The organism is Pseudorhodoplanes sp., from assembly GCF_035565795.1.
Lineage (GTDB): Bacteria > Pseudomonadota > Alphaproteobacteria > Rhizobiales > Xanthobacteraceae > Pseudorhodoplanes.
Genome location: NZ_DATMRV010000241.1, coordinates 1 through 5,112, shown reverse-complemented (window position 1 = coordinate 5,112; position 5,112 = coordinate 1). Strand labels below are relative to the sequence as shown.

Sequence of the window (5,112 nt, the reverse complement as noted above, 5' to 3'; positions counted from 1 at the left end):
CCCGCCGGGAGTATATGCCAGTGTCTGTCCAGCAAGAGATCAGGCGCCTGACAGCGCCGGATATCCGCGCCCGCAAGGGCGGCGACCCGATCGTGATGCTCACCTCGTATCATGCGCACACCGCGCGCCTCGTCGACAAATATTGCGACGTGATCCTGGTCGGTGACTCGCTCGGCATGGTGATGCATGGGCTCGAGACCACAATCCCGGTCACGCTAGACATGATGATCCTGCAGGGCCACGCTGTGATGCGCGGCAGCAGGCAAGCGCTGGTAGTGGTCGACATGCCGTTCGGCTCCTACGAGCAGTCGAAGGAACAGGCATTCGCCTCGTGCGCGCGCGTGCTGAAGGAGACCACCTGCGGCGCGATCAAGCTGGAAGGCGGCGTGCGCATGGCCGAGACCATCCGTTTCCTCGCCGAGCGCGGCGTACCCGTGATGGCGCATGTCGGGCTGACGCCGCAGGCGATCAACACCATCGGCTCGTTCAAGGCGCAGGGCCGCGACGAGGCCGACTGGGCGCGGATCGAGGAAGACGCGCGAGCCGTCGCGGAGGCGGGGGCTTTCTCGGTGGTGATCGAGGCCGTGGCCGAGCCGCTCGCGCGCAAGATCACGCAGCAGATTTCGATCCCGACCATCGGCATCGGCGCGAGTCCGGCCTGCGATGGCCAGGTGCTGGTGCTGGAGGACATGCTCGGGCTGTCGCCGCGCGTGCCGAAATTCGTCAAGCGCTATGGCAATCTCGCACCGGGCATCGAGGACGCGATCAGGGGCTACGCCGATGAGGTGCGCTCGCGCGCCTTCCCGGGCCCGGATCATGTCTACGGGATGCGCAAGAAAAGCTGAGCGAGGCAGGCCGCGTCGGCAGCGACGCCGTGCGTCGGCGCTAGGCCATCAGCTTGTGCTCGCGCAGCACTTCCGCCGCGATCCGGTGCGCCTCGTTGGCGGCCGGAATGCCGCAATAGAGCGTGAGCAGCAGCAGCACTTCCTGGATCTGTTCGAGCGTACAGCCGTTCTTCACCGCGCCGTTCAGATGGACGCGCAGCTCGTTCATGTGTCCGGACGCCGCCATCATCGCGACCATCACCAGCGATTTCATATCCGGCTTCAGCGCAGTGCGGGACCACACATCGCCGTACGAATACGCATTGATGATGTGCTGCAGCGGCTTGCCGAGTTCGCCGAACGCCGCCATGCGCTTCTCGACGGCCTTCTGACCGAACATTTCGATGCGCAATTTCAGTCCGCGCTCGTATTGCTCGTCGCCGCTCATGGTCGCTTCCCCCGTAACGCATGAGCTCGATTGCCGGCTCATTGTGCTGCCTATAGAACAGGAGCATTCCTTATCACACTCCGCACGCATCGCACCCGAGTCCTGCCATGATCAATGCCGCCGTGATCGGTCTCGGACGCTGGGGCCAGACTCTCGTCGAGGCGGTCCAGGGCAAAAGCGATCGCCTGCGGTTTGTGCGGGGCATCGACAGCAATCCGGAAGCTGCAGCAGATTTCGCCAGGGTCCACGGTCTGTTCTTGTCCACTGAACTCCGCGATGTTCTGGATGAACCTGGCATCGATGCGATCTTCCTCGCGACACCACATTCCCTGCATGTGGAGCAGGTCGAGGCCGTGGCGGTGGCCGGCAAGGCTGTCTGGTGCGAAAAGCCGCTCGCTCTGACGCGAAGAGAAGCGGAGCGCGCGGTGAGCGCCTGTGAGAAGGCCGGCGTGCCGTTTGCGCTTGGCAACAACAAGCGTTTCTTTCCGGCGATGCGGGCACTCCAGGCCCTGGTCGCCGGAGGGGAGCTTGGCGAAGTCCTGCATATCGAGGGTCACTTCACCAACGAGCATTCGACGCGCGTTGCGGGCGGCTGGCGCGACGATCCGGATATCTCGCCCGGCGGCGGACTGACCGGGGCGGGCCTGCATGTACTTGATGCCTTCGTCAATCTTGCGGGCCCGATCGAGACCGTCGATGCGAAGCTGTTTTCGCGCAAGGCTCCGCCCGATCCGCGCGATGTCGCGGCGGCTTTCGTCACGTTCGAAAATGGCGGAACCGGACAGGCCGCGACCGTTCGCGCGGGCCCGATGTTCTGGCGCGTGCATGTGTTCGGGACGCGCGGCTGGGCCGAAGTCCGCGGCGAGACGTCGATGACGGTCGCCTTGATCGGGCAGGAGCCGGTCGTGCACCACTATCCCGCCGAGAATTCCGTGGCGGTCCTGATCGAGGCTTTCGCGCAAACGATCGCGTCCGGAAAGCCATTCCCGGTGACGACGGGAGAGATGCTCGATGTGGCCGGCGCGTTCGAAGCCACTATCCAGTCGATGAAGACAGGTGCGCCGGTGCGGGTCACCCGAGGCTGAAGCGGTTCGCTTCGGCTTCTGGAAAAACGCGGCGTTGCTTATTTCTGCTCGATACCGGCGGCTTCGCGGGTCTTGGCGAACTTGTTGTACTGATCCGTCAGGAACGCGCCGAATTGCTCAGGTGTCGAACTCTTGACCACGACGCCGGCGCGCTCGAGTTTCACCTTCACGTCGGGATCGGCAAGCGCTTCGTTCAGCACCTTGTTGAGTGTCGCCACGACCGGCGCGGGAATGCCCTTCGGTCCGAACATGCCGTACCAGGTCGTCACGTCGTAGCCTGGGGCAAGGCCCGATTCCATCACGGTCGGCACCTTGGGCATGGCGGGGAACCGCTCAGCCCCGGTGACCGCGAGCGCTTTCAGCTGGCCGGCCTCAACCTGTTGCAGCACAGCCGACACCGTGTCGAACAGGATGTCTGCGTGTTTGCCCATGACGGCATTCATTGCTTCCGGCGTCGTCTTGAACGGGACATGCAGAAGCGAAACGCCGGCGGCCTGCTTGAACATCTCGCCGGCGAAATGCTGAGTGGCGGCAAAGCCCGGGCTCGCAAACACGACCTTGTTCGGATCGGCCTTGGCGAGGGCGATCAGTTCCTTCACATCCTTGGCGGGAAAATCGGGCCGCGCCACCACGGCAAGGCTCGCGGTCGCCACCATGCCGATCGGCGTGAACGCCGTCAGCGTGTCATAGCGCATGTCCTTACGCGTGACGGCTGCAATCACCTGGCCTGCGGTCATCAGCGCGATCGTGTAACCGTCCGGCGCGGCGTTGGCGACGAATTCGTTGCCGAGAATGCCGCCCGCGCCGGGCTTGTTCTCGACCACCACCGGCTTGCCGAGTTTCTTCTGCATGTATTCGGCAAGGATGCGGCCGACGATGTCGGTGCCGCCACCCGGGCCGAACGGGATGACCATCTTGATCGGCTGTGTCGGGAAATCCTGCGCACTGGCAGGCGTTGCGAACGCTGCAGCGAAGCCGAGCGCGATGGCGAGCAGACGCGTGACCATGTCAGATCCTCCCTCGCGCCGCGATCCGGCTCGAGGTTATCCCTTGATGCCGCGCCGGCGCACTTCGTTGATGATCGCGCTGTTGTCCATCTCGGCTTCGCCCGCCTGCACGCATGCTTCGAGCACGCCGGCATGAACCTCCAGCATCGACAATGTTTGCCCGGCGGCCCGAGCCTGGTCCAGCATTAAATGGCAATCCTTCAGCGTCTGCTTTACGCGGCCTTCCGGAGTGAAATCGCGGCGCACCATCTTGGGGCCCTTGGTCTCCATGACCTGCGAATACGAGGCCGAGCCTTTCGCGACCTGAAGAAATGCAGCCGGATCGAGCCCGAGCCGTTCGGCGAAGACGAGGCCTTCCGCCAGTGCCAGCCGGTTGAGACCAAGGATCAGGTTCACCGCGAGTTTGGCGCGTCCGCCATCGCCGACCTTTCCGATCAGGAAGCGCCGCGCGAACAGCGCATCGAAAATGTCCGAAAGCTTTGCTGCGATATCGGCGTCGCCGCCGATCAGCGCCACGCCGTCGCCGCGACGCACCTGGTCGCTGGTGCCGGAAACCGGCACGTCGAGGAAACGAATGCCGCGCGTCTCGACGCGCTGCGCGAGCGCCGCTATGCGATCGGGATCGGCAGTGGTGGTGCAGACGACGATCGCATTCGAATTGTCGCCGAGCGCGTGAAGGATCTGTCGCTCGACCAGATCCTCGACCTGATCGGTGTTGAAGACCGCGAGCAGGATGCAGCGCGGCCGCCTTGCGAGCGCCGCCGCAACGGTGTCTGCGGGCGTGCCGCCGATTTCCGCAAGACGAGCGCGGCGCGCAGGATCGATATCGGTGCCGGTGACGGGAATGCCGGCTGCGATCAGGCGCGTTGCATAGACTTCGCCCATCAGTCCGAGGCCGATGATCGCGACAGGAGGATGACACATGGGGCCTCGAAAATTTCGCAGGAATTGCATTCAGGATGTGCGCTTCCTGGATGGTTTAGCGCATGTTGACCGGTACCGCACCTTGCCAGTCTGCGGCCCGATCCTCTCTCGCGCTGTCGCAAGGCGGCGTGTTCGGATATGTTTTGCGGGAATCGCGTCGCGCTTGCCGAGGTCCGCTGCATCATGAATTTCATTGCCGACTATATGAAAGCGATCGATATCCTGGCGATAGTCGCCGTTGTGGCGATTGGCGCTGCGTCATTCGCGCGGACTGGGGTCGTCTGGCTTTTGGGAACGGCCATCGTTCTCGCGGTGTGGTGCGCGAGCCGGATTTTCGGCTGGATACCGTAGCCGAAGCATCGGGTTCTGGCCGCCGCAGTAAGCGTTCTGCGGAGAGGAGGTCGCGTGACCGTGATCGCAAGGCTCATCGGCTCGCTGGCGCTTGCCTTTGCATGTTGTTTGCCGGTGGCGCTGCTGGCCGCCGACGATGCCGCAATTCGTGCGGCCGTCGATAGCGCCGTCCAACCGATGATGCAGGAGCATGAGGTTCCGGGCATGGCGGTCGGCGTCATCGCCGGTGGCAAGCCGCATTATTTCTATTACGGCGTCGCCTCGAAAGAGACCGGCGCGAAGGTCGATGCCGACACGCTGTTCGAGATCGGTTCGATCAGCAAGATGGTCACGGCGACGCTCGCGGGCTACGCGCAGGTGCAGGGCGCGCTCTCTCTCACCGATCATCCGGGCCGGTTCATGCCGGCGTTGCGCGGTACTGCGCTCGACAAGGCGACCCTCATCAATCTCGGGACGTATACGGCCGGGCTGCC

Annotated in this window: 7 protein-coding genes; 4 read left to right on the top strand and 3 right to left on the bottom strand. The window is 64.0% G+C overall.

Annotated features, from left to right (window positions below; genetic code table 11):
• Positions 1-20: 20 nt before the first annotated feature.
• On the top strand, positions 21-845 hold the full coding sequence (gene panB, locus VNZ93_RS21465; RefSeq protein ID WP_325710100.1) for a 3-methyl-2-oxobutanoate hydroxymethyltransferase: 825 nt from the start codon (positions 21-23) through the stop codon (positions 843-845).
• 40 nt (positions 846-885) lie between these two features.
• On the opposite strand, the gene VNZ93_RS21460 is transcribed toward panB, so the two are convergent.
• Positions 886-1,272: a carboxymuconolactone decarboxylase family protein gene (locus tag VNZ93_RS21460; RefSeq protein ID WP_325710097.1), complete on the bottom strand. Its 387-nt coding sequence runs from the start codon at positions 1,270-1,272 to the stop codon at positions 886-888.
• A gap of 107 nt (positions 1,273-1,379) precedes the next feature.
• Here VNZ93_RS21460 and VNZ93_RS21455 point away from each other — a divergent pair, with 107 nt between their 5' ends.
• Positions 1,380-2,357 carry a Gfo/Idh/MocA family oxidoreductase gene (locus VNZ93_RS21455; RefSeq protein WP_325710094.1) on the top strand — a complete coding sequence of 326 codons (978 nt, stop codon included), beginning with the start codon at positions 1,380-1,382 and terminating at the stop codon, positions 2,355-2,357.
• Positions 2,358-2,395: 38 nt separating this feature from the next.
• Here the strand turns inward: VNZ93_RS21455 and VNZ93_RS21450 are convergent, their stop codons facing one another.
• A complete protein-coding gene (locus VNZ93_RS21450) occupies positions 2,396-3,364 on the bottom strand; it encodes a tripartite tricarboxylate transporter substrate binding protein (protein WP_325710091.1) in 969 nt (322 codons plus the stop codon).
• Between the two features lie 36 nt (positions 3,365-3,400).
• Entirely contained in the window at positions 3,401-4,288 is an 888-nt protein-coding gene (locus VNZ93_RS21445; RefSeq protein WP_325710088.1) for an NAD(P)-dependent oxidoreductase, read from the bottom strand.
• A 183-nt stretch (positions 4,289-4,471) separates the two neighbouring features.
• On the opposite strand from VNZ93_RS21445, the gene VNZ93_RS21440 reads away from it, so the two are divergent.
• Both VNZ93_RS21440 and VNZ93_RS21435 read left to right on the top strand, forming a co-directional pair.
• Positions 4,472-4,639 (top strand): hypothetical protein, encoded by a 168-nt coding sequence (locus VNZ93_RS21440; protein ID WP_325710085.1) that lies wholly within the window; start codon positions 4,472-4,474, stop codon positions 4,637-4,639.
• A gap of 54 nt (positions 4,640-4,693) precedes the next feature.
• Positions 4,694-5,112 (top strand): serine hydrolase (locus tag VNZ93_RS21435; RefSeq protein WP_325710082.1); only part of this gene is annotated, 419 nt, incomplete at its 3' end.